Source organism: Brachymonas moutaii (nom. illeg.) (genome assembly GCF_049977365.1).
Classification (GTDB): domain Bacteria; phylum Pseudomonadota; class Gammaproteobacteria; order Burkholderiales; family Burkholderiaceae_C; genus Brachymonas.
Window position 1 is genome coordinate 131803 of record NZ_JBNGEN010000005.1, and the last position, 26500, is coordinate 158302.

The 26500-nt window shown below is 67.0% G+C and carries 27 protein-coding genes and 1 riboswitch; of the genes, 14 read left to right on the forward strand and 13 right to left on the reverse strand.

The window, feature by feature from the left end:
- Window positions 1-16: 16 nt before the first annotated feature.
- Window positions 17-304, forward strand: a complete 288-nt coding sequence (locus tag ACP2WS_RS07585) for a nitrogen fixation protein FixH (RefSeq protein ID WP_374492245.1) — start codon at window positions 17-19, stop codon at window positions 302-304.
- Between the two features lie 136 nt (window positions 305-440).
- On the opposite strand, the gene fnr is transcribed toward ACP2WS_RS07585, so the two are convergent.
- Window positions 441-1178, reverse strand: a complete 738-nt coding sequence (gene fnr, locus ACP2WS_RS07590) for a fumarate/nitrate reduction transcriptional regulator Fnr (protein WP_374492247.1) — start codon at window positions 1176-1178, stop codon at window positions 441-443.
- 333 nt (window positions 1179-1511) lie between these two features.
- Between fnr and hemN the strand changes: the two genes are divergently transcribed.
- On the forward strand, window positions 1512-2909 hold the full coding sequence (gene hemN, locus ACP2WS_RS07595) for an oxygen-independent coproporphyrinogen III oxidase (RefSeq protein WP_426460261.1): 1398 nt from the start codon (window positions 1512-1514) through the stop codon (window positions 2907-2909).
- Between the two features lie 10 nt (window positions 2910-2919).
- Window positions 2920-3618 carry a sulfite exporter TauE/SafE family protein gene (locus ACP2WS_RS07600; RefSeq protein ID WP_374492322.1) on the forward strand — a complete coding sequence of 233 codons (699 nt, stop codon included), beginning with the start codon at window positions 2920-2922 and terminating at the stop codon, window positions 3616-3618.
- Window positions 3619-3715: 97 nt separating this feature from the next.
- Here the strand turns inward: ACP2WS_RS07600 and ACP2WS_RS07605 are convergent, their stop codons facing one another.
- The 3 genes from ACP2WS_RS07605 to ACP2WS_RS07615 form a co-directional block, all read right to left on the reverse strand.
- The gene (locus ACP2WS_RS07605; RefSeq protein WP_374492249.1) at window positions 3716-4546 is read right to left on the reverse strand and encodes a sulfite exporter TauE/SafE family protein; all 831 of its coding nucleotides are present in this window, start codon (window positions 4544-4546) and stop codon (window positions 3716-3718) included.
- A 332-nt stretch (window positions 4547-4878) separates the two neighbouring features.
- On the reverse strand, window positions 4879-5286 hold the full coding sequence (locus ACP2WS_RS07610) for a cell division protein ZapA (protein ID WP_426460262.1): 408 nt from the start codon (window positions 5284-5286) through the stop codon (window positions 4879-4881).
- On the reverse strand, window positions 5273-5617 hold the full coding sequence (locus tag ACP2WS_RS07615) for a cell division protein ZapB (protein WP_374492251.1): 345 nt from the start codon (window positions 5615-5617) through the stop codon (window positions 5273-5275). Before ACP2WS_RS07615 ends, ACP2WS_RS07610 begins: the two co-directional genes overlap by 14 nt.
- Window positions 5618-5875: 258 nt before the next feature.
- Window positions 5876-6120, forward strand: a riboswitch (cobalamin riboswitch).
- 113 nt (window positions 6121-6233) lie between these two features.
- Between ACP2WS_RS07615 and ACP2WS_RS07620 the strand changes: the two genes are divergently transcribed.
- From ACP2WS_RS07620 to cobT, 9 genes are all read left to right on the forward strand, one after another.
- Window positions 6234-7706: a cobyrinate a,c-diamide synthase gene (locus ACP2WS_RS07620; RefSeq protein WP_426460263.1), complete on the forward strand. Its 1473-nt coding sequence runs from the start codon at window positions 6234-6236 to the stop codon at window positions 7704-7706.
- A complete protein-coding gene (locus ACP2WS_RS07625; protein ID WP_426460264.1) occupies window positions 7703-8320 on the forward strand; it encodes a bifunctional adenosylcobinamide kinase/adenosylcobinamide-phosphate guanylyltransferase in 618 nt (205 codons plus the stop codon). The genes ACP2WS_RS07620 and ACP2WS_RS07625 overlap by 4 nt, the downstream gene beginning before the upstream one ends.
- Before the next feature lie 95 nt (window positions 8321-8415).
- Entirely contained in the window at window positions 8416-8985 is a 570-nt protein-coding gene (gene cobO / locus ACP2WS_RS07630; protein ID WP_374492254.1) for a cob(I)yrinic acid a,c-diamide adenosyltransferase, read from the forward strand.
- A 3-nt stretch (window positions 8986-8988) separates the two neighbouring features.
- Window positions 8989-9732 (forward strand): 5,6-dimethylbenzimidazole synthase, encoded by a 744-nt coding sequence (gene bluB, locus ACP2WS_RS07635; RefSeq protein ID WP_426460265.1) that lies wholly within the window; start codon window positions 8989-8991, stop codon window positions 9730-9732.
- A 219-nt stretch (window positions 9733-9951) separates the two neighbouring features.
- Window positions 9952-11007, forward strand: a complete 1056-nt coding sequence (gene bioB / locus ACP2WS_RS07640; RefSeq protein ID WP_426460267.1) for a biotin synthase BioB — start codon at window positions 9952-9954, stop codon at window positions 11005-11007.
- A gap of 99 nt (window positions 11008-11106) precedes the next feature.
- Complete coding sequence (cbiB, locus tag ACP2WS_RS07645; RefSeq protein ID WP_426460303.1) at window positions 11107-12165, forward strand: adenosylcobinamide-phosphate synthase CbiB; 1059 nt, start codon at window positions 11107-11109, stop codon at window positions 12163-12165.
- Entirely contained in the window at window positions 12162-13211 is a 1050-nt protein-coding gene (locus tag ACP2WS_RS07650; protein ID WP_426460269.1) for an aminotransferase class I/II-fold pyridoxal phosphate-dependent enzyme, read from the forward strand. The genes cbiB and ACP2WS_RS07650 overlap by 4 nt, the downstream gene beginning before the upstream one ends.
- Window positions 13208-14830, forward strand: a complete 1623-nt coding sequence (locus ACP2WS_RS07655; protein WP_426460270.1) for a cobyric acid synthase — start codon at window positions 13208-13210, stop codon at window positions 14828-14830. The genes ACP2WS_RS07650 and ACP2WS_RS07655 overlap by 4 nt, the downstream gene beginning before the upstream one ends.
- A gap of 45 nt (window positions 14831-14875) precedes the next feature.
- The gene (gene cobT, locus ACP2WS_RS07660; protein ID WP_426460271.1) at window positions 14876-15919 is read left to right on the forward strand and encodes a nicotinate-nucleotide--dimethylbenzimidazole phosphoribosyltransferase; all 1044 of its coding nucleotides are present in this window, start codon (window positions 14876-14878) and stop codon (window positions 15917-15919) included.
- Between the two features lie 9 nt (window positions 15920-15928).
- Here cobT and ACP2WS_RS07665 read toward each other — a convergent pair whose 3' ends face one another.
- Entirely contained in the window at window positions 15929-16528 is a 600-nt protein-coding gene (locus tag ACP2WS_RS07665) for a chromate transporter (RefSeq protein WP_426460272.1), read from the reverse strand.
- Window positions 16525-17187 (reverse strand): chromate transporter, encoded by a 663-nt coding sequence (locus ACP2WS_RS07670; RefSeq protein ID WP_374492262.1) that lies wholly within the window; start codon window positions 17185-17187, stop codon window positions 16525-16527. The genes ACP2WS_RS07665 and ACP2WS_RS07670 overlap by 4 nt, the downstream gene beginning before the upstream one ends.
- A 128-nt stretch (window positions 17188-17315) precedes the next feature.
- Here ACP2WS_RS07670 and ACP2WS_RS07675 point away from each other — a divergent pair, with 128 nt between their 5' ends.
- On the forward strand, window positions 17316-18011 hold the full coding sequence (locus ACP2WS_RS07675; RefSeq protein ID WP_374492263.1) for an FABP family protein: 696 nt from the start codon (window positions 17316-17318) through the stop codon (window positions 18009-18011).
- Window positions 18012-18114: 103 nt separating this feature from the next.
- On the opposite strand, the gene nth is transcribed toward ACP2WS_RS07675, so the two are convergent.
- Window positions 18115-18765 (reverse strand): endonuclease III, encoded by a 651-nt coding sequence (nth, locus tag ACP2WS_RS07680; protein WP_374492264.1) that lies wholly within the window; start codon window positions 18763-18765, stop codon window positions 18115-18117.
- Window positions 18766-18889: 124 nt separating this feature from the next.
- Between nth and ACP2WS_RS07685 the strand changes: the two genes are divergently transcribed.
- Entirely contained in the window at window positions 18890-20086 is a 1197-nt protein-coding gene (locus tag ACP2WS_RS07685; protein WP_374492266.1) for an aminotransferase-like domain-containing protein, read from the forward strand.
- 48 nt (window positions 20087-20134) lie between these two features.
- On the opposite strand, the gene ACP2WS_RS07690 is transcribed toward ACP2WS_RS07685, so the two are convergent.
- The 6 genes from ACP2WS_RS07690 to trpB form a co-directional block, all read right to left on the reverse strand.
- Window positions 20135-20725 carry a protein disulfide oxidoreductase gene (locus ACP2WS_RS07690; RefSeq protein ID WP_426460274.1) on the reverse strand — a complete coding sequence of 197 codons (591 nt, stop codon included), beginning with the start codon at window positions 20723-20725 and terminating at the stop codon, window positions 20135-20137.
- 75 nt (window positions 20726-20800) lie between these two features.
- Window positions 20801-21502, reverse strand: coding sequence for a phosphoserine phosphatase SerB (gene serB, locus ACP2WS_RS07695; RefSeq protein WP_426460275.1), 702 nt, complete (start codon window positions 21500-21502; stop codon window positions 20801-20803).
- 199 nt (window positions 21503-21701) lie between these two features.
- Complete coding sequence (gene lysS, locus ACP2WS_RS07700) at window positions 21702-23258, reverse strand: lysine--tRNA ligase (protein WP_426460276.1); 1557 nt, start codon at window positions 23256-23258, stop codon at window positions 21702-21704.
- A gap of 200 nt (window positions 23259-23458) precedes the next feature.
- On the reverse strand, window positions 23459-24361 hold the full coding sequence (gene accD / locus ACP2WS_RS07705) for an acetyl-CoA carboxylase, carboxyltransferase subunit beta (protein WP_374492270.1): 903 nt from the start codon (window positions 24359-24361) through the stop codon (window positions 23459-23461).
- A 31-nt stretch (window positions 24362-24392) separates the two neighbouring features.
- Entirely contained in the window at window positions 24393-25223 is an 831-nt protein-coding gene (gene trpA, locus ACP2WS_RS07710) for a tryptophan synthase subunit alpha (protein ID WP_426460277.1), read from the reverse strand.
- 2 nt (window positions 25224-25225) lie between these two features.
- Window positions 25226-26470 (reverse strand): tryptophan synthase subunit beta, encoded by a 1245-nt coding sequence (gene trpB, locus ACP2WS_RS07715; protein WP_374492273.1) that lies wholly within the window; start codon window positions 26468-26470, stop codon window positions 25226-25228.
- Window positions 26471-26500 lie beyond the last annotated feature (30 nt).

The window sequence follows — 26500 nt, forward strand, 5'->3', positions numbered from 1 at the left end:
CAAAGGAGTTGTACGCATGGAAGCAAATACCACACTGCCGGGCCTGTCCAAGGCCCATCCCGAGGACGGGCGTCCCTGGTGGAAATACCCCGTGGTCTGGATGGTCGTGGGGGGGCCTCTGTCGGTGGTACTGGCCTGTCTCGTGACCTGGTATTTCATCATGCAGGCCCCCGAGCAGGTTCTGACGCGATCGGAAGATGAGCCCAACACCGATCAGATGGTACGTGCAAAGGGGGTGAACTATGCTCCTGCCGAAAAGGCGCGCAACCATGCAGCCACTGGGGTTCCGGTGGATGACCACTGACGGGGCAGAGGTTGCCCTGTCTGCTCCATGACAGCAGCCGGCCTTAAGCCGGCTGTCCTGTTTCTGGAGCAGGGATCTGCCAGGGGATCGGAGTGGCGAGAGTGTGCAGGCGCCGTCTGGTGCAGGGACGTTGCGCTCAGTCTTCCGTGTGCGTGTGCTGGTTGACCAGACGCTGCAGGGCCTCGATGTCGAGAATGCGGACGTGGCGCTGCCTGACCTCGACGATGCCTTCCTCTGCAAAGCGGGAGAACATGCGGCTCACGGTTTCGAGCTTGAGTCCCAGGTAGCTCCCGATCTCCTCGCGCGTCATGCGCAGGATGATCTCGGACTGGGAGAACCCCCGTGCATGCATGCGCTGCACCAGGTTGAGCAGGAAGGCTGCCAGACGTTCCTCGGCCCGCATGCTGCCGAGCAGCAGCATCACGCCATGGTCGCGCACGATTTCGCGGCTCATGATCTTGTGGAGATGGCTCTGCAGGGCCGGGACCTGGCGGGCCAGGGCTTCAAACCGCTCGAATGGCATGACACACACTTCGGCGTCTTCGAGGGCTATGGCATTGCAGGTATGGGCATCCTGCACGATGCCATCAAGGCCGATGATCTCGCCGGCCATCTGGAAGCCAGTGACCTGGTCGCGTCCATCCTGGGTGGTGATGGTCGTCTTGAACACCCCCGTGCGCACGGCAAAGAGGGCGGCAAAGGTTTCTCCGGCATTGAAGAGTGCCTGCCCCCGCTTGATCTTGCGCCGTGTGGCTACCACGTCGTCGATGTACTCCAGCTCGGAGGGCGTCAGTCCCATGGGCATGCACAGTTCACGCAGATTGCAGTTCGAGCAGGCTACCTTGTAGCCTTGGGCCAGCGAATGGGTGGGCATGGTGGAAAAGCGAGGGACAGAAGAAAGAACGCTGCCCCGATGGGGATTGGGTTGCACACAGGTGAGAACCATTATCGCATGGGGCAACTTGCCGTTGATGCAAGTCAATGTGGTCCTGCGGGAGGATGGGCACATTAGAGAGATGAAAAGTCCTGCAGCCGAAAGGGGATGTATGTCCCCGAGGCCATGTCCATTTCTGCGGCCTGGAGCGGCAGGAGCAAGGGGCATGCACGCAGCAGAGGCCGGAATCCGCAGGGCATGGCCATGCGCCGTCATGGTCGCATGGGAGAGAACTGCCGGGAGCCGGGTCGACGATCTTACAATGCACGGAACATGAGCAGTCAGGCACTTTCCCACATCACCCCCGAATTGCTGGCACGGTATGACATTGCCGGTCCACGCTACACCTCTTACCCCACGGCCGACCGTTTTGTCGAAGCCTTTGGCGAGAACGACTATGTGGCAGCGCTCGAGCAGCGCAGCAATGGCCGCGCGGGGCAGGTGCTCCCGCTGTCGCTGTACGTGCATGTGCCGTTCTGTGAGTCGCTGTGTTACTACTGCGCCTGCAACAAGATCATCACCAAGCACCATGAGCGGGGTGCCGAGTATCTGCGCTATCTGCAGCGCGAGATCGATCTGCATGTGGGACGGCTGGGACGCGGACAGACGGTGTCGCAGCTGCACTTTGGAGGCGGCACGCCCACTTTCCTGAACGACGCCGAGCTCACGGAGCTCATGGGCATGATCCGGGGCGCATTCACGCTGGTGCCGGGCGGTGAGTATTCGATCGAGGTGGATCCCCGCACGGTCGACGAAACGCGACTGCGCACGCTGGCTCGGCTCGGTTTCAACCGACTGAGCTTCGGGGTACAGGACTTCGACCCCGAGGTGCAGAAGGCGGTGCACCGCATTCAGCCGGCATCGCAGGTGTTCGCGCTCGTCGAGGCTGCCCGCAAGATCGGGTTTGAATCGGTGAATGTGGATCTGATCTATGGCCTGCCGCAGCAGACGGCTGCATCCTTTGCGCGCACGCTGGAGCAGGTGTGCACGCTGCGGCCCGACCGCATCGCACTCTATGCCTACGCGCATCTGCCGGAGCGCTTCAAGCCCCAGCGGCGCATCGACGCCTATACGCTGCCCAGTGGCGGCGAGAAGATCCAGATGCTGTCGCAGTCGCTGCAGGCCTTCAGCCAGGCGGGCTATGTGTATGTGGGCATGGATCACTTTGCCCTGCCGGATGACGCGCTTGCAGTGTCCAAGCGTCAGGGCAGCCTGCATCGCAATTTCCAGGGCTACAGCACGCAGCCTGACTGCGACCTCATCGGGCTGGGGGTGTCGGCCATCGGGCGCATCGGTTCGACCTACAGCCAGAATGCCAAGACACTAGAGGAGTACTACGACTGTCTGGATCGTGGGCATTTCCCCGTGGTGCGCGGGCTGGCGCTGACGCGCGACGACCTGATCCGCCGCACGGTGATCATGGCCATCATGTGTCAGGGAGAGGTGGAGTACGAAACCATCAATCTCGCATACATGATCGATTTCCGTCAGTATTTCGCCCGCGAGCTGGAAGATCTGAAACGGCTGCAGGGAGAAGGGATGGTCGAGGTGGATGCACAGCGTCTGCAGGTGACGGATCAGGGCTGGTATTTCGTTCGCGGCGTGGCCATGGTGTTCGACAAGTACCTGCAGGCCAATCTGTCGCGCACGCGGTTTTCCAAGATCATCTGACGGCGTGTCGATGCAGCTCTCGCTTGCCGCCACGGCATTTCTGATGGGGCTGGCCGGAGGGCCACACTGCATTGCCATGTGCGGTGCGGCCTGCGCCGGGATCGGTCATGCGGCTGGGCCGGTTCGCGGACGCCAGACGCTGGCCATGGGCCTGTTCCAGGTAGGAAGGGTGATCGGCTACGGCGCGCTGGGCGCAGTCGCGGCCGCCTCGATGCAGGGGCTGGGATGGATGACCGTGCACAGTGCAGCCCTGCGTCCGTTCTGGAGCATGCTGCACGTGGCAGCCCTGCTGCTGGGGCTGGTGCTGCTGGTGCAGGGGAGGCAACCGCTGTGGCTGGATCGCTCCGCACGCAGGGTGTGGGAGCGTCTCAAGCGGCTTCAGCAGCGTCGTGGACTGGCAGGGCCCGTGCTGATCGGCATGATGTGGGCCCTGCTGCCCTGTGGCCTGCTGTATTCGGCGCTCATGGTGGCAGCCCTGACCGGCGAGGTCTGGCAGGGGGCTGCCGTGATGGTGCTGTTTGTGCTGGGAACCAGCGTGTCGCTGATGGCAGGGCCCTGGCTGCTGCTGCGGGTGCCTCACCTTGGTGGCACGCAGGGTCAGTGGGGCATCCGGCTGGCGGGTCTGGCGCTGGCTGTCACTGCGGGGGTGGCGCTGTGGATGGGGCTCATGCATCAGCAGGCCCCGTGGTGTGCCACTCCGGCACTCTAGTGGCGCAAACCGGATCTTCTGCATCGCGCCAGTCCGAGGCTGCGGGCGCGATGGCATGGAGCGCTCTCGGTGTAGAGCGCCACGTGCGGTTCGGACGTCAGATCTGTATCCCGAGCGTGCGCAGCCCTTCGCGGGTCATGCTGGCCGCGAGCACGATGAGCAGGCAGGCAAAGATGCGCTTGAGGGCCTTGACGGGCAGCGCATGGGCCGTGCGTGCCCCCACCGGAGCCATGAGCACGCTGCAGCTGGCGACGGCCAGCACGGCCGGAATCCAGACATAGCCCAGCGAGTAGGGGGGGCGCCCGGCCACCTGCCAGCCACTGACGATGTATCCCACCACGTTGAAGACTGCAATGGGAAAGCCGAGTGCAGCGCTGGTGGCTACTGCGTTGTGGATGGGCACGTTGCACCAGGTCATGAAGGGCACGCTGATGAAGCCGCCACCAGCCCCGAGCAGGCCGGAGAGAAAACCGATCATGCCGCCCGCAGCAGCCTGGCCTCCGGGGCCAGGCATCTGGCGGGTGGGCTTGGGCTTGCGGTCGAGCAGCATCTGCAGGGCAGCGACGGTGACCAGCACGCCGAACATGAGGGAGAGCCAGGCGCCCTTGAGCAGCGAGAAGATGCCGATGCTGACGATGAGTGCGCCGATCATGATGCCGGGCGCGATGCCCTTGACCAGATCCCAGCGCACCATGCCGCGGCGGTGATGGGCGCGCACGCTCGACATCGAGGTGAAGAAGATGGTGGCCATGGACGTGGCGATGGCCATCTTGACGGCCAGACCCTGCTCCACACCGTGGGCGACGATGATCCAGCTGATGAAGGGCACGAGCACCATGCCGCCGCCGATGCCCAGGAGCCCTGCCATGAAGCCTCCCATGAGGCCGAGACCGGCCAGTTCAACGATGGTGAGGGGTTCGAGAATCATGGCAAGAGGCGGCACACCGCCATGGCGCCGCAGAACGATGGGCGTAAAAAAACACCGCGAGCGGTGTGAGGAATGAGGTGTCTGCACGGGAACCGACCGCATCCTGAACCGAGGGTTCAGGGGGGCGAGGGCAGCACTGGCCGTGGGTCCATCTACGCGAGATGGTCACGCTGGCCGGGCAATATACCAAGCCCGAGCTCAAAGAGCATTGGTTCAAGGAACTATAAAGCCGGAACCGGTGCAGACGCCCCCATTGTAGGGCAAGGTTGCGGCCTTGGAGACAGGCGGAACATGTAATTTGTGTGCCAGCCATCGCTGGGGGCATGCAGGGGTCAGTCGGTGCCGGAGGAAGAAGGCAGTGCCTCGGCGGCGGGCTCTGTGGGAGGGGCGCCGAGCACGGTCTCCATTTCGCCGAGCAGGTGCTGCAGGCGTGGATGCGTGGCTGGGGCCTCGCTGGTGGGGGCGTCATCAGAGAGTGTGGACTCTGTTTCTTCGGCACTGGCTGCTGCGGCCTGTGCGGCTTCCCGGGCGGCGAGCTGTTCGCGTTCGAGGAGGTCATAGGCGACGTTGAGCGCGGCCAGCACGGCAATGCGGTCACGGGCCCGAATCTTGCCGGCATCGCGGATGCGGCACATGGCGGTATCGACCTTCTGGACGGCTTCGAGCATCAGGCTCTCGGAGCCATCGGGGCAGCCCAGCATGTAGGCCAGTCCCATGATGTGCACTTCAAGCTGTTTCATCGGGGCGTTCCTTGGCGGACTCGGATGGGGCTGCCGAGTCGGTGGGGGAGGGGAGCGGCGCATCCACCGAGTCGGGGGTTCCCCAGGCCGTCGGCGGGAGGACGGGCGCATGCATGGGGGAGGCATCCACCGGGATGCGGTCGAGGAGGGAGTCGATGCGCGCGCGTGCAGCTGCCAGCCGGGACTTGAGCGAATCGCGTTCCTGTCCAAGTTCGATGACCTGTTGCTGCAGGAGGTCGTGCGCCTGCTGCAGCGCATGATGGCGCGTGAGCAGCTGCTCGACACGGTCGGCAACCTGATCGAGAAGAGGGGATGTGTGCGGAGATGTCATGGCGGCGAAGAGGCAGCCTGCGCATGCCGCCGCAGGCTGAAGGAGAGGGCCTCTGAATGCCTGTCATTGTAGTCCATGCGCCCTGATCCGCAGGGGAGGGAGCAGGGGCCGTGATGGGCAGGCTAGAATGCCGATTTGCTGGTGCCCACAGGAATCTGGAGAGAAATGCATCTCCCCGGGCCGGCGCTCTGCCTGTAGAAGCATGCGCATCGCGCGCGTGGTGTCTGTCGCAGCAGACGATGTCGGCAGGCATTCCGAGAATCGGTCATGCAGACGGGTTCGTGGGTGAAACGGGAAGCAGGAGGAGAACGCCACCGAAGAGCGGGTGTGCGCGTTGTCCCGGCCTGCGCTGCCCCCGCAACGGTAAAACGGTGCGGATCGCATGCCTTGGGGAGCGCGATCTGCAGCCACGGCCACATGCCACTGGGAGAGCGCCCACTCGCCCGGGAAGGTGCCGTCGGTTCGCCGTCAGCCCGGAGACCGGCCAGCATGGGAGGACACCCAAGCCCCGGCAGGGAGGGTGTTCGTGCGCACGCGCCGGCGGGGTGGCTGGTGGCGTGGGAGGCGGCATGCCCATGTGCGATGGGTGTGGCTGCAGGATGGATATGTGCGAATCATGGCGAAATCCTCTGCGCAGGCGGGCACGGTGGCGTGTCCGGCCCTGCTGGTAGGTGCTGCGGCCTCGGGGCAGGGCAAGACCACGCTCGTCGCGGCGCTGGCACGCTGGTGGACGCGGCGTGGCCTGCGGGTACAGGTGTTCAAGTGTGGACCTGATTTCATTGATCCGGGCTGGCATGCGCTCGCAAGCGGCCAGCCGGTGTATCAGCTCGATCTGTGGATGGTGGGCGAGGCGGCGTGCCGAAGCATGCTCCGCGAGGCGGCTGCCTGCAATGACCTGATTCTCATCGAGGGCGTCATGGGTCTCTACGATGGCGAGCCGAGCAGTGCGGATCTGGCGGTGCGGCTGGGCCTGCCGGTGCTGGCGGTGATCGATGCCCATGCCATGGCGGGCACGTTCGGGGCCCTGGCACATGGACTGGCGCATTACCGCGAAGGGGTGCGCTGGGCGGGCGTGGTGGCGAACCGGGTGGCAAGCAGTGGCCATGCCGACATGCTGCGCCGAGGGCTCCGGGAGCCACACGACTGGATGGGCGCGATCATGCGCAACGCCGATTTTTCTCTGCCCGAGCGGCATCTGGGGCTGATGCTGGCTCCCGAGATGGCCGATGCCCTGGCACGGCTCGATCTGGCCGCCGATGCACTCGCGGACATGCCGCTGGTGGCCGATGAGGGGCAGTCTGTGCCGAGTCGCTGGATGACGGAGTTCCCGTCGGCGCTGGAGCCTTCGGAGCCAGAGGCCTTGGAGAGCCCCGTGGGCTTGCGCTGCACAGAGGAGGGCGCATCGCCTCTGGACGCCTGGCTGCACGCGGAGCCGCGCAGCCTGGAGGGCGTGCGCATCGCAGTGGCCCGGGATGCGGCGTTCTGCTTTCTGTACGAGGCCAATGTGCGTACCCTGCAGGCGCTGGGTGCCGAGCTGGTGTTTTTTTCTCCCCTGGAGGATGCGGCGCTGCCGGCGTGCGATGCGCTGTGGCTGCCGGGCGGTTATCCGGAGCTGCATCTGGAGGCGCTGCAGGCCCAGACCGGCATGCGCGAGAGCATTCGACGCCATGTGCAGTCGGGGCGGCCGGTGTGGGCCGAATGCGGCGGCATGATGGCGCTTGCCGAGGGTCTGGTTCCAGCGGGCGCGGAACCGGAAGCTGCCGTGCCACTGTGGGGTGTGCTGCCCGGGACGGTGCGCATGCATGGACGGCTTCAGGGGCTGGGGCCGCAGGCGCTGGCGGTGCCCGGATGCGATGCGCCGCCGCTGCGGGGGCATACCTTTCACTATTCGACCCTGGACACGCCGGAGGCCGAAGCGGCCCGCACGGTCAGTCCGCGCGTGACGAGTCGCAGCAAGGCTGGCGAGGCGTTCTACCGGACAGGGCCGCAGGGCAATGTGCGGGCGAGTTATTTCCACCCCTGGTTTGCCAGCAGTCCGCAGGCGGCAGCAGCGCTGTTTTTGCCTGACCATGTGGAGACTGGGGCATGAATCCGGTGCACCACGAGCTGATTCTGGGAGGGCAGAAGTCCGGCAAGACGGCCCGGGCAGAAACCCTTGCGGCTGCCTGGCTGGCGCGTGGTCCGGGCCATCGCGCTCTGTATCTGGCCACCGCGATGCCCTGGGACGAGGAAATGCGCCGGCGCATTGCGCGGCATCAGCAGGATCGGGCCCGGCGGGTGCCGGGCATGGCGACGCTGCAGGCAGGCGAGGACGGGCGGCCGCTGGATGTCCCGGCCCTGCTGCGGGCGCATGGTGCGGCCGATACGGCGATCGTGCTGGATTGCCTGACCCTGTGGCTCACCCAGCAGCTCAGCGAGGCGCCGGATGCCGCACGCCTGCGTGGCGGCGAAGGGGGTGAGGAGACAGCGCAGGACATGCGCGCGGCAGAAGACGATCTGGTGCGTGCGGTGGCCGCCTGCCCGGGGCCGGTCTATGTGGTGAGCAACGAGATCGGTCTCGGAGTGATTCCGCTGGGCGCGGAGGTGCGTGCCTTCGTGGACGCACTGGGGCGGCTCAACCAGCGCATGGCCGTTGCGTGCAGCCATGTGACCCTGATGGCGGCAGGATTGCCGCTGGTGCTCAAGGCGCCCACAGGGCCCTGAGCGCCACGGGACCCATGCAGAGACTGCGGGCGCGTGTCGGCACAGGCAGACAGAGCCCGCGACATTTTTTGGATGTTTTTTGAGGAGTGCAGCACATGCAGATCGAGCAACCCCCCACCGAGAAGCCCTATGACAAGCCCGAGGGTGAACGGCGCGGCATCGTGATCGTCCATACCGGCGACGGCAAGGGCAAGAGCACGGCCGCCTTCGGGCTGGCGCTGCGGGCCACGGGACGCGGCAAGAAAGTCATCATCTACCAGTTCATGAAGGTGCCGAGTGCCCGCTTCGGGGAGCACCGCATGTTCGAGCAGCTCGGCGTGCCGGTCGAGGGGCTGGGGGATGGCTTCAGCTGGAAGAGCCAGGATCTGGAGAAGTCGGCACAGCTCGCGCGCGACGGCTGGCAGCGGGCCAAGGCGGCGATTCTGGGAGGGGAGCATTTCCTGGTGGTATGCGACGAGATCACCTATCCGCTGGTGTACGGCTGGCTCGATCTGCAGGATGTGCTGGAGACGCTGCGGACCCGTCCGCGCCATGTGCATGTGTGCCTGACCGGGCGTCGCTGCCCGGACGAGATCGTGGCGCTGGCCGACACGGTCACGGAAATGCGCCAGATCAAGCATGCCTTCGAGGCAGGCATTCCCGCTCAGCGCGGCATCGAGGACTGAGTCGTGGAACAGAGCCAATTCCGGCAAGGGGAAGCGCCAGACCAGTCTGGCGACGAGGTGCGCTACAGCCGGGCCGAGCGGGCGGGGCTGTACCGGGCGATCGTCGAGCGGCGCGACATGCGGCACTTTGTCTCAGGCGCCCAGGTGGAGCCCGAGGTGCTGGAGCGTCTGCTCAAGGCGGCGCACTGGGGGCCGAGCGTGGGGTTCATGCAGCCGTGGCGCTTCATGCGCATCACCGATGCGGCCCTGCGCGAGCGGCTCCATGCCTGTGTGGAGCGCGAGCGGCTGGCCACGGCGGCAGCGCTCGGTGAACGGCAGGCGGATTTCATGCGGCTGAAGGTCGAGGGGCTGCGGGAGGCAGCCGAGCTGCTGGCGGTGTGTCTCATGGACGGGCGCGAGCGGCACGTGTTTGGACGCCGGACCATGCCCTACATGGACATTGCCTCGGTGGGCTGTGCGCTGGAGAATCTGTGGCTGGCCGCGCGGGCCGAGGGGCTGGGCGTGGGCTGGGTGTCGATCTTCGATCCGGTCGACATGTCGGAGCTCCTGGGCTTGCCCGAAGGCGCCACGCCCCTGGCGCTGCTGTGCATCGGCCCGGTGCCCGCGTTCTACGAGGAGCCCATGCTGCAGCGTGAGCGCTGGGCGCGGCGCATGCCGCTGTCCGACGTGGTGTACGAGAATCGCTGGGGCGAGTCTGCGCCCTTCCTGGAAGGGCACGATACCCGCGGAGGACCAGAGGCAGACTGAGCCGGCAGCAGTTCGCATCAGGGATGCGCCGCAAGCCAGATGTCAGGTCTGGCCCGGCCAACTGGGGCACAATCCGGCCCTTGCCCGGCGCGCCACCTGCTGCAGCCGGAGCCGCAGAGAATGGGCGCCGCCGTGGTGCGGCGTCCCTTTGCAGCCGCTGCGATGATTTGATTTGTTTACGGGCTCCCCGGAGGGAGCCGCATTGAGAGAGAGTGATCCATGTCCGAATCCACGACCTTCAACCCCTCTGCATGCCATGGCGACGCAGAGCAGTCCATCCATTTCTGCGTTCCCAAGAAGGGCGCGGCCCAGCCCCAGAGCACGCGGCGCTGGCGCGTGGAGGACATCGAGGAGCTGTTCGAGCTGCCTTTCCCCGAGCTGATGTTCCGTGCCCAGCAGGTGCACCGCGAACATTTCGATCCCACCGAGGTGGAGCTGGCCACGCTGCTGTCGATCAAGACCGGCGGCTGCCCCGAGGACTGTGGCTACTGCCCCCAGTCGTCGCACTATGACACCGGCGTGGATGCCAGCAAGCTCATGGGCGCGGATGTGGTGCGCGAGGCGGCCGAGGCGGCCAAGGCCGCAGGGGCCACCCGCTTCTGCATGGGAGCGGCCTGGCGCTCGCCCAAGGATCGCGACATCGAGCAGGTGGTCACGCTCATCAGGACCGTCAAGGATGTGGGGCTGGAAGCCTGCTGCACTCTGGGCATGCTGACGCAGGATCACGCCGAGCGCCTGCGTGAGGCAGGTCTGGACTACTACAACCACAACCTCGACACCGCCCCCGAGAACTACGGCAACATCATCAGCACGCGCGACTACCAGGACCGGCTCGACACGCTGGAGAACGTGCGCAACGTGGGCGTGAGCGTGTGCAGCGGCGGCATCATCGGCATGGGCGAGAACCGTCGCCAGCGGGCCGAGCTGATCGGTCAGCTGGCCAACCTGCATCCGCGCTATCCCGAGAGCGTGCCGATCAACAATCTGGTCAAGGTCGAGGGCACGCCGCTGGCCGATGCCGAGGACATCGACCCGCTCGAATTCGTGCGCATGATCGCCGTGGCGCGCATCACCATGCCCGAGGCACGGGTGCGCCTGTCGGCCGGTCGCCGCCAGATGCATGACACCACGCAGGCACTGTGCTTCATGGCCGGGGCCAATTCGATTTTCTATGGCGACAAGCTGCTCACCACCGGCAACCCCGACGTCGAGGCCGACCTGCAGCTCATCGAGCGGCTGGGCATGCAGCCCCGTCGACAGACCGAGCACGCCTGAGGCGTGGACGCGCGCCGTGAACAGGATCAGCCGCACCACATGGGGTGACTGCAGGCGCGGAGCTGGCCTCGGGCGGCTTGCTGCACGGAGACGGGCATGATGGGCCTGATCGGATGGTTCTGGAACGCCCCGGCTCCGGGCGTCCTGGCTCAGGGACTGGTGGCCCTGGTGGCGGCTGTGTGGCTGGCACTGGTCATCGATGCCTGGATCGGCGAGCCGCCACCCCGCTGGCATCCGGTGGTGTGGATGGGGCGCTACCTCACGCGCGCAGGTGCCTGGCTGCAGGCGCAGGTGCGCCGGCCTGTCCTCGGCGCAGGAGGGGGAGCGGAGGCCGTCCCGCGCGATGGGCCGTCGCTGTGGCGCGGCAGCCTGGCCTGGTGGGCCGGAGCGCTGCTCGTGCTGGCCTGTGCCGGCCTGCTGCAGTGGGGACTGGCGCAGCTGCCCTGGGCATGGGGCGCCGTGCTGGCTGGTGTGCTGCTCAAGCCGCTGCTGGCCTGTCGCATGCTGACGGACGAAGTCGGAGCGGTCGATGCGGCGCTGGCGCGGTCGCTGCCCGAGGGGCGGGCCCAGCTGGCACGCATCGTGAGCCGCGACGTGCAGGAGCTCGATGCCGCAGCGGTGCGCGAAAGCGCGATCGAGAGCCTGTCCGAGAATCTCAATGACTCGGTGGTGGCTCCTCTGTTCTGGTTTCTGGTGGCGGGTTTGCCCGGTGCGGCGCTGTGGCGCTATGCGGACACGGCCGATTCCATGTGGGGCTATCGCGGGGTGCACCGAGGTCAGGTCTGGGAATGGGCAGGCAAGTGGGCGGCACGCATCGACGATGTGCTGGCCTGGGTGCCTGCGCGGCTGACGGCCCTGGTCTGGGTGCTGTCGGTGCCGGCCTGCTGGCACCGCGCGCTGGGAGCGCTGGTGCGGGAGGCAGGACGCACGCCCTCGCCCAACAGTGGCTGGCCCATGGCGGCTGCGGCCCTGGTGCTCGATGTGCATCTGCGCAAGCCGGGGGTCTACATCCTGCATCCGCAGGGCAGGGCACCTTTGCCGGGCGACATTGCCGTGGCCGTGCGGCTGGCACGGCATGTGGTGTATGGCGGCACTGCGGTGCTCAGCGTGATGGCACTCCTGACGGCGCTGGCCTGCCAGTGGGGAGCTCGCGCATGACGGCATCCCTGCCGATGGACGTGCGCTGCCATGGCGGCACGGATGCCCAGGGGGCGGCCCCGTGGGACTTCTCGACCAACAGCAATGCCGCAGGTCCCTGCCCCGGCGTGCGGGAGCGACTGGCGGCCGTGGATCCGACCCGCTATCCCGATCCGGCCTATGCGGCCCTGCGTGCCCGGATGGCGCGGTTTCACGCGGTGGATGAGTCGCGCATCGTCATCGGGGCGAGCGGCAGCGAGCTCATCGCCCGGCTCACGCAGTGGGCCTGTCGACAGGCGCGGCTCCGGGCTCCGCAGGGCATGCCCACTGTGTGGCTGCCGCCGCATCACTATGTCGATTACGCCCGGCAGGCGGCCCTGCAGGGGGCATTGCCTGTGGACGATGTGCGTGCCGCCGCCCTGGTGTGGCTGTGTGCGCCTTCCAGCCCGCTGGGGCAGGCGCTCGTGCTGCCCGCGCACTGGGAGGCCCGCGACCCGAACGCTGTGGTCGTGCTCGACGGGGCCTATGCCCCGCTGACCCTCACTGACGAGGAGGCAGCGCCGGGACTCGACCGCGACGCCGTCTGGCAGCTCTGGACGCCCAACAAGGCCCTGGGGCTGTGCGGACTGCGTGCAGCCTATGCCGTGGCACCTCGCGGGCTGCAAGCGTCGGCACTGGCAGAGCTGGTGGATCTGGCGCCCTCGTGGCCGCTGGGAGCGCATGGGGTGGCCCTGCTCGATGCCTGGACGCGGGACGACACCCAGCGCTGGCTGCAGCAGGCCCGCACCATGCTGCGCACATGGAAAGAGGCCCAGGTGGCTCAGCTCGAACAGGCCGGCTGGCAGGTGCGGCCCAGCATCGCCTCCTTTCTGGTGGCGCGGCCCCCCTGGCCGGCAGGGCACTCTCCGCAGGCGGTGCTGGGGGCGCTGCGTCGATGTGGCATCAAGCTGCGGGACTGCACGAGCTTTGGTCTGCCCGGCGAAGTGCGGCTGTGTGTGCACACCCCGGAGGCCCGGGAGGCACTCGCACAGGCCTGGCAGAACATTCTGGAGGATGGAAATCCATGAGCACTTCCACCGGACACCGTCCGGCACGCTGCCTGATGGTGCTGGGCTGCACCAGCAACGCCGGCAAGAGCTGGCTCACCACGGCCCTGTGTCGCTGGTATGCCAACCAGGGCCTGCGTGTGGCCCCCTTCAAGGCGCAGAACATGAGCAACAACGCCCGGGTAGTGGGCGGAACCGCGCAGCATCCCGATGGGGGCGAGATCGGCAGCGCCCAGTATTTCCAGGCGCTTGCTGCGCGCACGCAACCTGACGTGCGCATGAACCCGCTGCTGCTCAAGCCCGAGGCAGACACGCGCAGCCAGGTCGTGCTGCTCGGGCAGGTGCATCCCGGGCTCACCGCCATGGCCTGGCGTGAACGTCCCCGCCACACCTGGCCTGCCGTGGCCGAAGCACTCGACGCGCTGCAGGCGAGCCACGACCTGGTGCTCATCGAGGGCGCGGGATCGCCCGCCGAAATCAATCTCTACGCCAGCGACGTGGTCAACATGCGCGTGGCGCGTCATGCGCAGGCCCGCTGCCTGCTGGTGGCCGACATCGACCGCGGAGGTGCCTTTGCGCACCTCTACGGAACCTGGGCCCTGCTGCCCGAGTCGGACCGCGCCCTGATTCGGGGCTTCGTGCTCAACAAGTTCCGGGGCGATGCCCGGCTGCTCGCACCCGCCCCTGAGATGCTGCGCGAGCGCACTGGCGTGCCGACGCTCGCCACGCTGCCCCTGTGGCGCGGACATGGCCTGCCGGAGGAGGATGGAGTCTTCGACGATGCCGGTGTGGGACAGGCCCAGGGCGAGGCCACCCGGATCATCGCCATCGTGGCCTATCCGCACCTGAGCAACCTCGACGAATTCGAGCCGCTGCGCCAGCTGGCCGCCCTGCCGGGCAGCGGCGTGCGCCTGCGCTGGGTGCGTGATCCGGCCGCCCTGGGTGACCTGCAGCCCCATGACACGCTCATCCTGCCGGGCAGCAAGCACACCGCGGCCGATCTCCAGTGGCTGCGTGAACGCCGGCTCGATGCGGCCATCTGTGCCCATGCTGCGCGCGGCGGGCGGGTGCTCGGCATCTGTGGCGGTCTGCAGATGCTGGGCGAGGCAGTGATCGATACCGACGGGCTCGAAGGGGGCCCCGGAGCCCGCCATGCCAATGCGCCGGGACTCGGGCTGCTGCCGCTGGTCACCCTGTTCACGGCACGCAAGACGGTACGCCACTGGTCCGGTGCCTTTGGCACCCGGCCGACCGAAGGCGCAAGCAGCGAGGCTCCGGCCTGGCCTGGGGCCTGGTCCGCTCTCGCGGGCCAGCCGCTGTCGGGGTACGAGATTCACATGGGGCAGACCGCGCCGCATCCGGCCATGCTGCGCGCAGGGCATCGGGCACTGCCGGTGCTGGCCTCGGCTGCCGACGGCGCCGCTCCCCTGGGGTGGATCAACGGCGCGGCCACCGCCGCCAATCCGCATGTCGGCAACGTGCTCGGCCTGTACCTGCACGGCATGCTGGAGCATCCGCACATCCTGCAGGCGCTGTGGGGCGCTGCCCCGCCGCCGCTGGAAGAGACTTTCGAGCGCATGGCCGCCTTCGTCGAAACCCATTTCGGCGCCGAGACCCTGCACGCCCTCGTGCAGCCCTGACGCTGCTGCTCCCCCTTCTTTTTTTCGAGGATGGATATCCGCATCATGCAAGACATCGAATTTGCTCCCGTTTCCGATCTGGACGATCCCGCGCTGCGCGACACGCTCCAGACCACCCTGGACCGCAAGACCAAGCCCGTCGGCTCGCTCGGACGGCTCGAAGGCATCGCACTGCGCATCGGGCTGATCCTGCGCACCGCAGCGCCTGTGCTGGAATCTCCCCAGATGCTCGTGTGCGCCGGCGACCATGGCCTCGTCAAGCGTGGCGTCTCTGCCTACCCGCAGGACGTGACCTGGCAGATGGTGGAGAACTATCTCGCCGGCGGGGCAGCCGTCTCGGTGATCGCCCGTCAGAACGGCATTGCCCTGTCGGTGGCGGACTGCGGCGTCGCGCACGACTTTGCGCCGCGCGACCAGCTGCTCGTGCGCAAAGTCGGCTACGGCACGGCCGACTGCACCCAGGGCCCCGCCATGACCGACGACCAGTGCGCACTGGCCATCCGCAACGGGCAGACCCTCGTGCAGGCGCTGCCGGGCAATGCCCTCATGCTGGGCGAAATGGGCATCGGCAACACCTCGGCCGCCTCGCTCATTCTGGCGCGCCTGTGCCAGATCGACATCGCCGCCTGCACCGGCGCAGGCACCGGGCTCAACAACGCAGGCGTGCTGCGCAAGACCAATATCCTGCGGCAGGCCCTGGCCGCCCACCCCGAGGCCACTGCGCCGCTCGACGTGCTGGCCGCGTTCGGGGGATTCGAAATGGCCACCATGGTCGGCGCCATGCTGCAGGCAGCGGCCGAAAACCGCGTGATCCTGGTCGATGGCTTCATCGTCACCGCCGCCCTGATGGTGGCGGCCCGTGTCGAGCCCCGGGTGCTGCAGCGCTGCATCTTTGCCCACCGCTCCGGAGAGCCGGGCCACCAGTTCATGCTCGATGCCCTGGGAGCCAAGCCGCTCCTCGACTGGGGCATGCGGCTCGGCGAAGGCTCCGGCGCCGCCGTGGCCTGGCCCCTGCTGCAGTCGGCCTGCACCGTGCTGCGCGACATGGCCAGCTTCGACAGCGCCGGCGTATCGGACAAGAGCGCCTGACAACCCCCTTCAGACCAGCCCTGCCGCCCCCAGCACCGCTCCGGCCGCAATCAGCCACAGCAGGTGCACGCGCGTGCGCAGCACCAGCAGGGTGGAGGCCGCAATCAGGAGCCACAGCCGCCAGTCGCGGGTCGGCTGGTCATACACCGACGCGAGCAGCCAGCCCGTCGACAGCAGCAGCGCCACCACCATGGGGGCCAGACCGGTCTTGAAGGCCCGCACCCCGGTGAGGTGGCGGTTGCGCTGGGCCCAGCGCGAGGCAAAGTACACCAGCACCCCACTCGGCAGCAGCAGGCTCGCCAGCGCCAGCACCATGCCGCCCACCCCCAGCGCAAAGGCGGTGAGCCCGCCGGCTGCCAGGCCTCCGGCGGCATTGAGCCCCACATTCCAGCCCAGCATGCCGACGAACAGCAGGTTGGGTCCGGGGGCAGCCTGCGCAATCGCGATCGAGCTGCTGAACTGGGCATCCGTGAGCCAGTGGTGCTGCATGACGAAGAAGCGGTGCATGTCCGGGGCGAGTGTCATGGGGCCGCCCACGGCCAGCAGCGAAATCGACAGCAGATGCCAGGCAAAGGCGAGCCAGTCCGCCAGTGTGAGGTGCAGGATCATGGCTGCGCTCCCGATGATGCGCTGCGCCGTGCCTGCGCCGTGCGCCACAGACGCCACCATGCCCAGCCCCACGCACTGCACCCCACCGTGAGCAGAATGCCCAGCAGCGGCAGGTGCAGCACTACCACTGCCACGAACGTCGCCGCTCCCACCACCGCACAGGCCATCTGTCCCATGGCATTGGTGCGCAGCGCCGGCACGAGCTTGAGCCCCGTGGCCGTGATGAGCCCGGCCGCCACGGCCCCCATGCCGCGCAGGGCACCCTGCACCGCCGGCAGATCCGCCAGACGCGCATACAGCACCGCCATGGCCAGCAGCGCCAGCATGGGCGCCAGCAGCATGCCAGCCACCGCCGCCAGTGCGCCCCGCCAGCCGAAGTAGCGCTCTCCCAGCGCCATCGTCAGATTGAGCGAATTCGGCCCGGGCAGAATCTGTGCTACGGCCCATTCCTCTACGAACTGTGCCGGCGTGTACCAGCGGTGCCGTTCCACCAGCTCGCGCTGCACGATCGCCATCACCCCGCCGAATCCCTGCAGCGACAGCGCCGTGCAGGCCATGAACAGGGCCCGGGGAGTGGCCGGACGTGCCGGTGCGTCGTCCGGCGGAGAGGCATCGGCGGACGGAGCGGACGTCAGGGAATCAGCGTGGAAGTCGGACATGGCGGCATTATCGTGCCGGACTCTGGGGGCTTCCTGCGCGGAGGTGGAAAGAAACGGGTATGCCCCTGTAGTCCATAATGCAGACAGACACGTGTTTCTTTTTCTCGACTACCGAATCCCCCTGCACCATGACCGATTCCTCCGATCCCATCGCCCTGCGTTCCCCTTCCCGTGACCTCTATACCGAGCCGGCCTGCGATCCCGCCACGCTCGCGCAGCTCGGGCCGCTGCGCCGCATGGCCGGGGTGTGGGAGGGCACCCGCGGGCTGGACGTGAAGCCCAAGGCCGACGGGCCGCGCAAGCAGGTATTCACCGAGCACATGGAGCTGCAGCCGATCGATCCGCAGACCAACGGCCCTCAGCTGCTCTTCGGGCTGCGCTACCACGTCTTCATCACCAAGCCCAACCAGGTCAAGACCTATCACGACCAGGTCGGCTACTGGCTCTGGGAGCCTGCCACCAGCACCGTGATGCACACGCTCACCATTCCGCGCGGGCAGGTGGTCATGGCCGGTGGCACGGTCGATCCTGATGCCGACACCTTCGAGCTGCGGGCACGGCTGGGCGATCCGGTCTGGGGCATCTGCTCCAATCCCTTCCTCGACAGCGCCTTTCGCACGCTGGAGTTCAAGGTGCGGGTGACCTTCAACTCCGACGGCACCTGGGGCTACGACGAGGACACCCTCATGCAGATCGCGGGGCAGGACGAGCTCTTTCACCACACCGACCGCAATCTGCTCCACAAGGTGGGCGAGCCTGGCCTCAATCCCCTGGTCGATCCTGCCGCCACGGCTGCGGCAGGCCCGACGGCTCCCCGCAGCTGACGCAGCCGCACGCCGGGCTGCCTTTGTGCAGGCCGACGCGTGGAGGTTCCACACAGCCTTCGCGCACAGAGCGGCTGCCCACGGAACCGGGGCAGATGCCGCCTCAGGAGCGGCGGGTGGGGGCTGGCGTCTTGGGCCGGTAGTCGCAGCAATCGGCCACTGCGCAGCGCCAGCATTCGGGCGTGCGGGCCTTGCAGACGTAGCGCCCCAGCAGGATCAGCCAGTGGTGGGCATGCTGGCGGTAGGCATCGGGCACCCGCTTGAGCAGCTTCTGCTCCACCGCGAGTGGTGTCTTGCCCGGGGCCAGTCCGGTGCGGTTGCTCACGCGGAAAATGTGGGTATCCACCGCGATGGTGGGCTCCCCAAACGCCACGTTCAGCACCACGTTGGCGGTCTTGCGGCCCACGCCGGGCAGGGATTCCAGCGCCTCGCGGTCTTCGGGGACCTGTCCTCCATACTGTTCCACCAGAATGCGGCAGGTGGCCAGCATGTGCCGCGCCTTGCTGTGGTAGAGGCCAATCGTGCAGATGTGTGCCTCCAGCCCCTCCAGACCCAGATCGAGCATCTCCTGCGGCGTGCGTGCCACGGCAAACAGCCCGCGCGTGGCCTTGTTCACCCCCACGTCGGTCGCCTGGGCAGAGAGCAGCACGGCCATCAGCAGCTCGAAGGCCGAATGGTATTCGAGCTCGGTGCGGGGCTCCGGGTTGGCGGCCTGGAGGGTGGAGAAGAAGCGGACGATCTGGTCTTTGGTCATGGTGGGTGAGGGGCGCGGAGGTCGCGGGAGAGGGCGGTTGGCGCTATAGTGCTCCTTTGCCGGACAGACGATTGTGGCATGGCTGCTGCGGGTGCGCCTGTTCGCCATGCCCACAGGAGTTTCCATGCAATTTGCCAACCGTCTGCTCCACTGCGAGACCTCTGCCATCCGTGAACTGTTCAAGCTGCTCGGCAAGCCCGGGGTGATCAGCTTTGCCGGCGGATTTCCCGACCCCGCCCTGTTCGATGTCGACGGGTTCCGGGCAGCTGCCACGGACGCGCTGGCCCAGTGGCCCGGAGCTGCGCTGCAGTATGGTGCCACCGAGGGGTTCGCCCCGCTCAAGGAGCAGATCGCCGACTACTCCGACCGCAAGAGTGCCCCCCTCCAGCCCGACGACTTCATCATCACCACCGGCAGCCAGCAGGCCATTGACCTCATCGGCAAGTGCATGATCAATCCCGGTGACAAGGTCATCGTCGAGGGGCCGACCTTTCTGGCCGTCATCCAGGCGTTCCGCCTGTATGGTGCGGAGGTCATCAGCGCCCCCATCGATGCCGACGGCGTCTGCACCGACCGGCTCGAAGCCCTCATTGCCGAGCATCGTCCCCGGCTGGTCTACCTGATTCCGACCTTCGGCAACCCCAGCGGAGCCACCCTCACGCTGGAGCGCCGGCTGCGCGTGCTGGAGCTCGCAGCCCAGTACGAGACCCTGGTGGTCGAGGACGATCCCTATGGCGACCTGTACTTCGATGCTCCGCCGCCGCCCAGCCTGCTCGCGCTCAGCGACCGGGTGCCGGGCAGCCGGGACTGGCTGGCCCACTGCGGCAGCCTGAGCAAGATCATGTCGCCGGGCCTGCGGCTCGGCTGGCTGGTGGCGCCGCCCGAGCTGCTGGCCCGCGCAGTCATGTGCAAGCAGTTCAGCGACGCCAACACCAGCACCTACGCCCAGGCCACGGCAGCCGCCTACCTGCAGAGCAACCGCCTGCCGCAGGCCGTCACCCGAGTGCGCCAGACCTATGCCGCACGGGCACGCTGCATGGCCGAGGCCCTGCAGCGCGAGCTGGGCGATGCGGTGAGCTTCACGGCGCCCGGAGGCGGCATGTTCTTCTGGGTGCGGCTCACCGGCGCCCAGGGCCGGGAGCGCGATGCGGGTGTGCTGGCCCAGCGCGCCATTGAGCGGCTGGTGGCCTTTGTGCCCGGGGCTCCGTTCTTTGCCGAACACCCCGATCCCTCCTGCCTGCGCATGAGTTTTGCCACCTGTGACGAGGCGCGCATCGAGGAGGGTATTCACCGCATGGCCCAGGCGCTGCAATCGGCCTGAAGCAGCCTGCTGCACGCAGGGCGCAGAGGGGGGGCGGGTGGTGGTGGCTCAGAGGCTGGCGAGCCTGGCCCACCACAGCCGCAGGCGCAGCCCCCAGGGGGAGGTGAGTCCGACGGTCCGGGAGACGATCCGTCCATCCGGCCCGATGATGACGAAGCTGGGCGTGGCCTGCACCCCGTAGAGCCGGGCCAGACCGCCATCGGCATCCGCCACGCTCTGCCAGCGCAGCCCCTGCCGGGACTCGAAGCGGGCCACATCGGCTGCGCTGCCCGACTGCAGGGCAATGGGCAGTACAGGGAAGCGCTGGATCAGCCCGTCCATGAGGGGTTCTTCGGCCTTGCACACCGGGCACCAGGTGGCCCAGAAATACAGCACCACGGCCTCCCCCCGGTGGCTGGCACGCCAGGCACCCAGCGTGCTCGGGGAGGACGCCATTCCCGCGCGGACCAGGACCGCATCCGGCGCCTGCCCGGTGCGCATGTGCCGCGTCTGCCAGACCTGCATGGCACCCAGGACCGCGACAATCAGCAGCAGCTCCACCAGCCAGCGCCTGCCACGGCGGCGCCAGAAGCCGGCAGGCGGCTCGACACGCACCGCAGCGGGAGCGGACTCGGGAGTCTGTGGGGAAGGAGGCGGCATGGGCATGCAGCAGCAACCGGTATCCCCCACCACGCAGGCTGTTGCGTGCGGAGGAGGGGCATGGGCCTTGCTGCGTCAGTGAACCACTTCGAGCAGGCGATCGAGTCCGCCTTCGTTGATGGCCACCATGGCCTGCCGGCGCACGGCGGGCTTGGCGTGGAAGGCCACCGAGAGCCCGGCCTCGCCCATCATGCGCAGGTCGTTGGCACCGTCGCCGATGGCGATGGTGCGGTCGGCAGGCAGTCCCATCAGGGTGGCGACTTCCAGCAGCGTACGGGCCTTCTCGTTCCCGTCACAGATGTCCCCCCAGGGCTGGTCGATCATCCGGCCGGTAAGGTGGCCGTCGACCACTTCGAGCAGGTTCGAGCGGGTGAAATCCAGTCCCAGCCGCTGGCGAATGCGCTCGGTGAAGAAGGTGAAGCCACCCGACACCAGCAGGGTCTTGAGCCCCGCCTGCTGGCAGGCACGCACCAGCGCCTCGGCGCCGGGATTGAGGCGCAGACGCTCGTCGTAGATTTTCTGCAGGGCTGCCTCGGGCACGCCTGCGAGCAGGGCCACGCGCTGGCGCAGGCTTTCCTTGTAGTCGCTGATGATGCCCTGCATGGCGGCCTCGGTGATGGCAGCCACTTCCTCCTTCTTGCCCACGGCCGCGGCAATCTCGTCCACGCACTCGATGTTGATGAGGGTGGAGTCCATGTCAAAGGCAATCAGACGGTAGTCCGACAGGCGGGCATGGGGCGGTTGTTCGCGGACGACGAGGGTGGGTTCGGTACTCATGGGGGCAGTCTCTGAAAGGTCAGACAGAAGGAATGGATGCTGGCCTGATTGTAGAAGCATGCAGAGGAGCGGGCGCATGCCTTCTGGCGGATCGACCCATGCGGAGCGCATGGGGAGAGGCGCATGCAAAACAGGCCGGCCCCGTCGGGACCGGCCTGCTGGAAGGACCGCTTGCCGTGTGTGGTGCGCGGCGTGGGCGTCAGGCGTTGGCTTCGCGGCGCAGTGCGGGGAACAGGATCACGTCCCGGATGCTGGGGCTGTCGGTGAGCAGCATCATGAGCCGGTCGATGCCCACCCCGCAGCCGCCCGTGGGGGGCATGCCGTATTCGAGCGCGCGCACGAAGTCGGCGTCGTAGTACATGGCCTCGTCGTCGCCGCTTTCCTTGGCGGCCACCTGGGCCTGGAAGCGGGCAGCCTGGTCCTCTGCGTCGTTGAGCTCGGAGAAGCCGTTGGCCATTTCACGGCCGGTGATGTAGAGCTCGAAGCGTTCGGTCACGTCGGGGTTGGCGTCGTTGGCACGGGCGAGCGGACTGATCTCGGTGGGATGCTCCATGATGAAAGTGGGTTCCCAGAGCTGCTCTTCCACGGCTTCCTCGAAGTACATGACCTGCAGGGACGGCAGGCTGCGCTGGCTCAGGCGATCCTTCTCCTCGCTCATGCCCAGGCGCTTGAGGGCGCTGATGAGCCATGCCGGATCGTCCACGTGCGCACCGGCCTCGGTGTAGGCATGGATCGCCTCGCGGATGGTCATGCGGGCAAAGGGCTTGGCGAGATCGACCTCGCGTCCCTGGTAGGTAAGGGCCAGCGTGCCGCAGGCATGGCGTGCCGTGTCGCGGATCAGCTCCTCGGTGTAGTCCATGAGGTCGCGGTAGTTCCAGAAGGCCGAGTAGAACTCCATCATGGTGAATTCCGGGTTGTGCCGGACACTGATGCCTTCGTTGCGGAAGCTGCGGTTGATCTCGAACACGCGCTCGAAGCCGCCGACGATCAGACGCTTGAGGTACAGCTCGGGCGCGATGCGCAGGAACATGTCCTGGTCGAGCGCATTGTGGTGCGTGACAAAGGGCTTGGCATTGGCCCCCCCCGGAATGGGGTGGAGCATGGGGGTCTCGACTTCCAGAAAGCCGTGGCGCGTCATGAATTCGCGCAGCCCCGAAATGGCCTTGCTGCGGGCAGTGAAGCGCTGGCGCGCCGCCTCGTCCATGATCAGGTCGACATAGCGCTGGCGGTACTTGACTTCCTGATCGGCCACGCCGTGGAACTTGTCCGGCAGCGGGCGCAGGCTCTTGGTGAGCAGGCGGATCGAGGTGGCATGCAGCGACAGCTCGCCGGTGCGCGTCTTGAACAGATAGCCCTCTGCGGCCAGGATGTCGCCCAGATCCCAGCGCTTGAATTCGGCGTACACGCCTTCGCCCACTGCGTCGCGGGTGACGTAGATCTGGAAGCGGCCCGTGGCGTCCTGCAGGGTGGCGAAGCTGGCCTTGCCCATGACGCGCTTGAGCATCATGCGGCCTGCAATGCTGGCAGGGATCTTCTTGCCTGCCTCGATCTCGGCCTCGAACTCTTCCTTGCTCTTGCCGTCGAGTGCCACGATCAGGTCAGCGGCACGGTCGCTGGGCTTGAAGTCGTTCGGGAAGGCCACTCCCTTGCCTTCTGCCTGTGCTGCACGCAAAGCCTTGAGTTTTTCGCGGCGTTCGGCAATCAGTTGGTTTTCGTCGACGGCAGGAGTGGAGGGGGGGAGGCTGTTCTGGGTCATGGAAAAGACGACAGGCGGCCATGCAAGAAGATCAGGGCCGCCTGAAAATGGGGCAAAAGAGCTATTTTAGAGCCTGTGAGCCCGCTGCAACCGCTCGGGCGCGGGCATGTTGCATCGCCAGGGGCAGCCACCTGTCGCGCCAGGGCATGAAAAAGCCCGCCAGGAGGTCTCGGGGCGGGCCTGCAGGGCAGAAGGCAGAATCAGGCTGCGGTTTCGACGCTGTCCGTCACCACGGCATCGGCCGGCATGCGCTGCAGCATGGCCAGCGTGCGGGCAATGGTGGGGCGCAGCTCGCGCCGGTCGCAGATCATGTCGATCGCGCCCTTCTGGAGCAGGAACTCTGCGCGCTGGAAGCCTTCGGGGAGCTTGACGCGCACGGTATTCTCGATCACGCGCGGCCCCGCAAAGCCGATCAGCGCCTTGGGCTCGGCGATCACGACATCGCTCACAAAGGCAAAGCCCGCACTCACGCCGCCCATGGTTGGATCGGTCAGCACGCTGATATAGGGCAGACGCTGCTTGGCCAGCCGCGTGAGCGCGGCATTGGTCTTGGCCATCTGCATGAGCGACAGCAGGCCCTCCTGCATGCGTGCGCCGCCCGTGGCGGTGAAGCAGATGAAGGGAACCTTCTGGGCGATGGCGTGTTCCACGCCCCGCACGAAGCGCTCGCCCACCACGCTGCCCATGCTGCCGCCCATGAAGTCGAAGGAGAAGCAGGCCACCACGGCATTCACGCCGCAGATGCTGCCTCCCATGACGATGAGGGCATCGGTCTCATGGGTGGATTTCTGCGCTTCCTTGAGGCGGTCGGGGTACTTGCGGCTGTCCTTGAACTTGAGCGCATCGACCGGCACCACTTCCTGGCCAAGCTCGTAGCGACCTTCGGGGTCCAGGAAGGCATCGAGGCGGGCCCGGGAGCCGATGCGGTGATGGTGGCCGCAGTGGGGGCAGACGTTCTGGTTCTTTTCCAGATCGCTGCGGTAGAGCACGGACTCGCAGCTCGGGCACTTGATCCACAGCCCTTCGGGCATCGTGGTGCGACGCTCGCCGGACGTGGGGGTCTTGGTGGCCTTGGGAGGCAACAGTTTTTCCAGCCAACTCATGGATGACGTACTTTCTCGAAAGGATGGCGCATTATGCATCGACCGCTTCGCGGATGCCTTGCAGAAAACTGGCGGCCTTCTCGGCAATGGCAGCTCCGCTCTGGTCGCCGATGAGCTGCAGGATGCGGCTGCCGATCACCACGGCATCGGCGTGTTCGGCAATGGCGCGGGCCGTGGCCGCATCCCGGATGCCGAAGCCCACTCCCACGGGAATGGACACATGCTGGCGGATATGCGGGATGGCGCGGGCCACTGCCGAGGTGTCGAGCGCGCCCGAGCCCGTCACGCCCTTGAGCGAGACGTAGTACACATAGCCGGTCGCCAGCCGGGCAATCTGCTCCATGCGGGCATCGGTGGACGTGGGGGCCAGCAGGAAGATGAGGTCCATGCCGTGCTCCCGCAGGTCCTGGGCAAAGGTGGCGCACTCTTCGGGCGGGTAGTCCACCACCAGCACCCCATCGACTCCCGCAGCGGAGGCTGCGCGCACGAACGGGCCGTGTGCCGGCTCCCCCTCACGGGCACCGTGATGGAGGTTGTAGGCCTCGATTGAATTGGCATAGCCCATGAGCACGACGGGCGTGTGCCCATTTCCCTCGCGGAAGATGCGCACGGCGTCGAGCACCTGCGCGAGGCCTGTGTCGTTGGCAATGGCCTTCTCGCCGGCAGCCTGGATCACGGGGCCATCGGCCATGGGGTCGGAGAAGGGAATCCCCAGCTCGATGATGTCTGCCCCGCCTCGCACCAGTGCGTGCATGAGGTCGGGCGTGCAGCCCGCTTCGGGAAAGCCGGACATCACATAGGGAATGAGGGCCTTGCGGCCCTGGGCCTGCAGGTGGGCAAAAGTGGTCTGGATGCGACTCATGATCAGGCTCCCTTGACGGTGAGACCGCGCATCGAGGGGCGGTCGTAGAAGTCGACGCCGGACAGGTCGGCGACGGTGCCGATGTCCTTGTCGCCGCGGCCCGACAGGTTCACCAGAATGCTCTGGTCGGGGCGCATGGTCGGCGCAAGCTTCATGGCGTAGGCAATGGCGTGGCTGGATTCGAGGGCCGGGATGATGCCCTCGGTGCGGCAGAGATAGTGGAAGGCGTCGAGGGCCTCGCGGTCCGTGATGCCCACGTATTCGGCACGGCCGGTATCCCGCAGCCAGGCATGCTCGGGACCCACGCCGGGATAGTCGAGGCCGGCACTGATGCTGTGCGTTTCGGTGATCTGACCATTGGCATCCTGCAGCACATAGGTGCGGTTGCCGTGCAGCACACCCGGCTCGCCCTTCTGCAGCGAGGCGGCATGCTTGCCGCTGTCGAGTCCCTGACCAGCCGCCTCCACCCCGATGAGACGGGTCTGCGCATGGTCTATGTAGGGGTAGAAGATGCCCATGGCATTGCTGCCGCCGCCCACGCAAGCCACCACCGCATCGGGCTGGCGGCCCTCGTTCTGCTCGGGCATCTGCTCCAGGCACTCCTGCCCGATCACGCTTTGGAAGTCCCGCACCATGGCCGGATACGGATGCGGCCCTGCGACCGTGCCGATGATGTAGAAGGTGTTGTCCACGTTGGTCACCCAGTCGCGCATGGCTTCGTTAAGGGCATCCTTGAGCGTGCGACTGCCGGATTCGACCGGCACCACGGTGGCGCCCAGCAGGTTCATGCGGTACACGTTGGGGGACTGGCGCTTCACGTCCTCGGCGCCCATGTACACCACGCATTCCAGGCCATAGCGGGCACAGATCGTGGCGGTTGCCACCCCGTGCTGGCCGGCCCCCGTCTCGGCAATGATCCGGGGCTTGCCCATGCGGCGAGCCAGCAGGGCCTGCCCGATGGTGTTGTTGATCTTGTGCGCGCCCGTGTGGTTGAGGTCTTCGCGCTTCAGATAGATGCGTGCCCCCCCCATTTCGCGGCTCATGCGTGCAGCATGGTAAATGGGCGAGGGGCGCCCCACGAAGTACTTGAGCTCGCGCTGGAACTCGGCGATGAACTCGGGGTCCTCGCGGTAGTGCGCATAGGCCGCGCGCAGCTCCTCGATGGCATGGGTCAGGGTTTCGGAGATGAAGGCGCCACCGTAAGGGCCAAAGTGGCCGTGGGCGTCGGGTTGGGAATAGCTGGACATGAAAAGATGCTCGAAAAAAAATACGGGGCG

What these genes read in the sequence shown, in the direction of transcription:
- ACP2WS_RS07610 (WP_426460262.1), bottom strand. Translation starts at nt 5,286, where the DNA reads ATGAAACAGCTTGAAGTGCACATCATGGGACTGGCCTACATGCTGGGC.
- accD (WP_374492270.1), bottom strand. Translation starts at nt 24,361, where the DNA reads ATGAGTTGGCTGGAAAAACTGTTGCCTCCCAAGGCCACCAAGACCCCC.
- ACP2WS_RS07585 (WP_374492245.1), top strand. Translation starts at nt 17, where the DNA reads ATGGAAGCAAATACCACACTGCCGGGCCTGTCCAAGGCCCATCCCGAG.
- fnr (WP_374492247.1), bottom strand. Translation starts at nt 1,178, where the DNA reads ATGCCCACCCATTCGCTGGCCCAAGGCTACAAGGTAGCCTGCTCGAAC.
- ACP2WS_RS07650 (WP_426460269.1), top strand. Translation starts at nt 12,162, where the DNA reads ATGACGGCATCCCTGCCGATGGACGTGCGCTGCCATGGCGGCACGGAT.
- ACP2WS_RS07620 (WP_426460263.1), top strand. Translation starts at nt 6,234, where the DNA reads ATGGCGAAATCCTCTGCGCAGGCGGGCACGGTGGCGTGTCCGGCCCTG.
- ACP2WS_RS07665 (WP_426460272.1), bottom strand. Translation starts at nt 16,528, where the DNA reads ATGATCCTGCACCTCACACTGGCGGACTGGCTCGCCTTTGCCTGGCAT.
- ACP2WS_RS07655 (WP_426460270.1), top strand. Translation starts at nt 13,208, where the DNA reads ATGAGCACTTCCACCGGACACCGTCCGGCACGCTGCCTGATGGTGCTG.
- serB (WP_426460275.1), bottom strand. Translation starts at nt 21,502, where the DNA reads ATGAGTACCGAACCCACCCTCGTCGTCCGCGAACAACCGCCCCATGCC.
- ACP2WS_RS07675 (WP_374492263.1), top strand. Translation starts at nt 17,316, where the DNA reads ATGACCGATTCCTCCGATCCCATCGCCCTGCGTTCCCCTTCCCGTGAC.
- ACP2WS_RS07615 (WP_374492251.1), bottom strand. Translation starts at nt 5,617, where the DNA reads ATGACATCTCCGCACACATCCCCTCTTCTCGATCAGGTTGCCGACCGT.
- trpA (WP_426460277.1), bottom strand. Translation starts at nt 25,223, where the DNA reads ATGAGTCGCATCCAGACCACTTTTGCCCACCTGCAGGCCCAGGGCCGC.
- ACP2WS_RS07685 (WP_374492266.1), top strand. Translation starts at nt 18,890, where the DNA reads ATGCAATTTGCCAACCGTCTGCTCCACTGCGAGACCTCTGCCATCCGT.
- ACP2WS_RS07600 (WP_374492322.1), top strand. Translation starts at nt 2,920, where the DNA reads ATGCAGCTCTCGCTTGCCGCCACGGCATTTCTGATGGGGCTGGCCGGA.
- hemN (WP_426460261.1), top strand. Translation starts at nt 1,512, where the DNA reads ATGAGCAGTCAGGCACTTTCCCACATCACCCCCGAATTGCTGGCACGG.
- ACP2WS_RS07690 (WP_426460274.1), bottom strand. Translation starts at nt 20,725, where the DNA reads ATGCCGCCTCCTTCCCCACAGACTCCCGAGTCCGCTCCCGCTGCGGTG.
- cobO (WP_374492254.1), top strand. Translation starts at nt 8,416, where the DNA reads ATGCAGATCGAGCAACCCCCCACCGAGAAGCCCTATGACAAGCCCGAG.
- ACP2WS_RS07605 (WP_374492249.1), bottom strand. Translation starts at nt 4,546, where the DNA reads ATGATTCTCGAACCCCTCACCATCGTTGAACTGGCCGGTCTCGGCCTC.
- ACP2WS_RS07670 (WP_374492262.1), bottom strand. Translation starts at nt 17,187, where the DNA reads ATGTCCGACTTCCACGCTGATTCCCTGACGTCCGCTCCGTCCGCCGAT.
- bioB (WP_426460267.1), top strand. Translation starts at nt 9,952, where the DNA reads ATGTCCGAATCCACGACCTTCAACCCCTCTGCATGCCATGGCGACGCA.
- ACP2WS_RS07625 (WP_426460264.1), top strand. Translation starts at nt 7,703, where the DNA reads ATGAATCCGGTGCACCACGAGCTGATTCTGGGAGGGCAGAAGTCCGGC.
- cobT (WP_426460271.1), top strand. Translation starts at nt 14,876, where the DNA reads ATGCAAGACATCGAATTTGCTCCCGTTTCCGATCTGGACGATCCCGCG.
- nth (WP_374492264.1), bottom strand. Translation starts at nt 18,765, where the DNA reads ATGACCAAAGACCAGATCGTCCGCTTCTTCTCCACCCTCCAGGCCGCC.
- cbiB (WP_426460303.1), top strand. Translation starts at nt 11,107, where the DNA reads ATGGGCCTGATCGGATGGTTCTGGAACGCCCCGGCTCCGGGCGTCCTG.
- trpB (WP_374492273.1), bottom strand. Translation starts at nt 26,470, where the DNA reads ATGTCCAGCTATTCCCAACCCGACGCCCACGGCCACTTTGGCCCTTAC.
- lysS (WP_426460276.1), bottom strand. Translation starts at nt 23,258, where the DNA reads ATGACCCAGAACAGCCTCCCCCCCTCCACTCCTGCCGTCGACGAAAAC.